The following is a 3,258-nucleotide window of genomic DNA, read 5'->3' as shown; positions in this document are numbered from 1 at the left end:
GACCGCCGAGCCGCGCGGCCTGAGGCGTGCAACCTCCCGCGGGCCCGCCCCCGGAAGGGCCGGGGCCCGTGCCGGGCGCCGCCGCCCGGCCGCCCGGCATCATGGAACCGTGCGGCTCGAAGCGATCTCCTGGGAGCGGCTCACCGACGCGCTGGCCGAGCGCGTCGCGGAGTCGAAGGCGGCGGACGGCAGCCCGTGGGTGCGCGTCGCGGTGGACGGCGCCCCCGCGGCGGAGCCCGGGGCGCTCGCCGCCCGCGTCGGCGACGCCCTGCGCGTGCGCGGGCGCGCGAGCCTCGTCCTCGACGCCGGCGGGTTCCTGCGGCCGGCCTCCCTCCGCTACGAGTTCGGGCGCGAGGACCCCGACGCGTACCACGACACCTGGCTCGACACCGGCGCACTCTGGCGCGAGGTCTTCGGCCCGCTGGAGCCCGGCGGCGACGGCCGCGTCCTGCCCGACCTCTGGGACCCCGTCACGGACCGCGCGACCCGCAGCCCGTACACCCGGCTCCCGCCCGGCGGCGTTCTCCTGCTGTACGGGCCGCTGCTGCTCGGCCGCTGGTTCCCCTTCGACCTGACCGTCCACCTCCGGCTCTCCGCCGCCGCCCTCGCCCGGCGCACGCCGGAGGAGGACCGCTGGACACTGCCCGCCTACGCCCGTTACGAGGAAGAGACCGGCCCGGCGGAGGCCGCGGACGTGCTCGTACGGCTCGACGACCCGCGCCGCCCGGCCTGGCGCCCGGAACGGCCCTGAACGGTGGGGGCCGGCAGGGGCTGGCGGTCACGGGCCGGCCGGGGACGGTCGGGGTCTGCCGCACCGGCCGCGCCCCGCCGGCGCGCGTGCCCCGGCGTCAGGGCAGCCGCTTCGGCCTGGGCGGCTCCTCGTCTTCGCGCGTCGGCTCGTACGGGGGTACGTCCCGGCCCGGCTGGAAGTGCGGGCCCTGTCTGATGTGCCGGAGCACCACCACCATGTCGACGGCGGTGATGGCGGCGAGAGCCGCGGTCACCGCGGCCCAGAACGGTTGGTCGACGGCGACGAAGAACACGGTGCCCGCGATCATCCAGAGCACTCCCCAGAGCGCCAGCCAGAAACGCATCCGGAGCGGAGAGCGGGCGTGCACGGGCTCGTCACCGGAGCGGGTCGGCCACATGCATAGCACCTCCTGTCTCCAGCATCCGGCCATCGGGGGTCGAGGTCCAACTCAGCAGGTCGCGCGCACGACCGCCTACTGCTCTAGCGCGCCAGGGATATCTGCCGGCCCGGCTGCCAGGCCGCCTCGGGCAGCCCCTCCGCCCGCTCGGCGTCCGCGAGCCCGTGGGCCCTGCGCGCGGCGTGCACCGCCGCGTCCGCCGCACCGCGGACCTCCGCCGGCGCGCCCGGCCTGCCCGCCCCGGTCGGCTCCGTCCGCTCCGGCAGCTCGGCGGCCAGCCCCGACAGGTCCAGCCCGGCCCCGTCGGTCTCGTCCACGTCGCAGGCGGCCAGGCCGAGCTCCTGCTCCGCCGACTCAAGCTCGTCGACAACGTCGTGGTAGTCCATGCCCTGGAAGCTACAACCCCCCACTGACAGCGCCCGCCCCGCCCGGCCTCTGTGCCCTTTTTCCCCCGGCATATGACGTCCTGACGCGGCCGCCCGCCGCCCACGCCGCGGCCCCCGGGCCGCCACGGCGCGGGCGCGCCGCCCGCGCCTCACCGCGCCGTCAGCACCCGCGGGCCCTCGTCCGTCACCGCGACCGTGTGCTCGATGTGCGCCGCCCGGCTCCCGTCCGCCGTCCGCAGCGTCCAGCCGTCGCCGTCCACGCCGTACGCGTCCGAGCCCCCCGCCAGCAGCATCGGCTCGATCGCCAGTGTCAGCCCGTGCCGCAGCGGAAAGCCCCGCCCCGGGCGCCCGCGGTTGGGCACGTGCGGGTCCTCGTGCATCCGCCGCCCGATGCCGTGCCCGCCGAAGTCCGCCGGCATCCCGCAGCCCGCCTCCGCGGCGACGCGCCCCACGGCGGACGAGATGTCGCCGAGCCGCCCGCCCGCGACCGCCGCCGCGATCCCGGCGTCGAGCGCGCGCTGCGTGGCGGCGATCAGCGCGGTGTCCTCGGGCCGCGGGGTGCCCACGGTGAAGCTGATCGCCGCGTCGCCCGTCCAGCCGTCCAGCTCGGCGCCGCAGTCGACGGACACCAGGTCGCCGTCGCGCAGCCGGTAGCCGGTGGGGATGCCGTGCACGATCGCGTCGTTGACGGAGGTGCACAGGACCGCGGGGAAGGGCGTGGTGGCGAACGACGGCCGGTAGCCGAGGAACGGCGATCCCGCCCCCGCCTTGGCCAGCACCTCCCGCGCGGCCTCGTCCAGCTCCAGCAGGCTGACCCCGACGCCGGCCGCGTCCCGCGCGGCGGCGAGGGCGTCGGCGACCACGCGCCCGGCCTCGCGCATGGCGTCCAGCGCGGCGTCGTTCTTTATCTCGACCATGGCGTGGCTCTCCCTCGGCTTCCCAATTACTATACCGGTATTAGTATCACGCTCATGGTTCGCACTCCACTGACCCCCGAGGAGCGCCGCCGCGGCGAGCGCTTCGGCGCCCTGCTGCGCGCCGCCCGGGGCGAGCGCAGCATGACCGACGTCGCCGCGGCGGCCGGCATCTCCGCCGAGACCCTCCGCAAGATCGAGACCGGCCGCGCCCCCACCCCGGCCTTCTTCACGATCGCCGCCCTGGCCGCCGCCCTGGGCATCTCCCTCGACGCCCTGGCCGGCTCCTGCGCCGCGCCCGGACCGGAGGCCCCGGCGGACCCCGCGGCCGACGCGGCGTAGCGCGTACGGTCAACTCCCGTACCCCGCACCGCCACCCGACCCGGTGAGTCCGCCGCCGGCACGCCGTAGCCGCGGCCGACGGCGGGCATGGCGCAGCCATGACGTACGCGAACGCCCCCGCCGGGAGCCCGCACGGCGGCTGGGAGACGCGCTACCGCGCCGCGCTCGGGCGGGCCGGCGGCCGCGGGGAGGCGCTGCTGACGGGCTCCGCGGCGCTGGCGCTGTACGGGTTCCGCTGCGTGCCCGCCGCCGCGGACGTGCGCGTCGTCGACGTGCTCGTACCGGCCGCCCGGCGCCTCACCCCGCCGCCCGGGGTGCGCGTCCACCGTCCCGCGCGGCGCCTGCCGCCGCCCGTCCGCCTGCCGCCCGGGCCCGCCACCGCCACCGTCGCCGACGCCGGCGACGAGATCAAGGTCTTCACCGCGGACGTCACCCGCGACCAAGTCGGATCGTAGCCATGTCGTTCTG

The 3,258-nt window shown here is 77.4% G+C and carries 5 protein-coding genes; 2 read left to right on the top strand and 3 right to left on the bottom strand.

Going from position 1 to position 3,258, the window contains the following annotated elements; genetic code table 11:
- Positions 1-109: 109 nt before the first annotated feature.
- Entirely contained in the window at positions 110-751 is a 642-nt protein-coding gene (locus ABD317_RS35135; RefSeq protein ID WP_344295742.1) for a nucleoside/nucleotide kinase family protein, read from the top strand.
- 97 nt (positions 752-848) lie between these two features.
- On the opposite strand, the gene ABD317_RS35130 is transcribed toward ABD317_RS35135, so the two are convergent.
- The 3 genes from ABD317_RS35130 to map form a co-directional block, all read right to left on the bottom strand.
- Positions 849-1,148, bottom strand: coding sequence for a DUF6343 family protein (locus tag ABD317_RS35130; protein WP_027753604.1), 300 nt, complete (start codon positions 1,146-1,148; stop codon positions 849-851).
- A gap of 83 nt (positions 1,149-1,231) precedes the next feature.
- The gene (locus ABD317_RS35125; protein ID WP_344295739.1) at positions 1,232-1,534 is read right to left on the bottom strand and encodes a hypothetical protein; all 303 of its coding nucleotides are present in this window, start codon (positions 1,532-1,534) and stop codon (positions 1,232-1,234) included.
- Positions 1,535-1,683: 149 nt separating this feature from the next.
- The gene (map, locus tag ABD317_RS35120; RefSeq protein WP_344295737.1) at positions 1,684-2,451 is read right to left on the bottom strand and encodes a type I methionyl aminopeptidase; all 768 of its coding nucleotides are present in this window, start codon (positions 2,449-2,451) and stop codon (positions 1,684-1,686) included.
- Between the two features lie 54 nt (positions 2,452-2,505).
- Here map and ABD317_RS35115 point away from each other — a divergent pair, with 54 nt between their 5' ends.
- A complete protein-coding gene (locus tag ABD317_RS35115; protein ID WP_344295735.1) occupies positions 2,506-2,790 on the top strand; it encodes a helix-turn-helix domain-containing protein in 285 nt (94 codons plus the stop codon).
- Positions 2,791-3,258 lie beyond the last annotated feature (468 nt).

This window comes from Streptomyces synnematoformans, assembly GCF_039531005.1.
In the GTDB taxonomy this organism is placed as follows: domain Bacteria; phylum Actinomycetota; class Actinomycetes; order Streptomycetales; family Streptomycetaceae; genus Streptomyces; species Streptomyces synnematoformans.
This window is presented reverse-complemented; position numbering and strand designations above follow the sequence as displayed.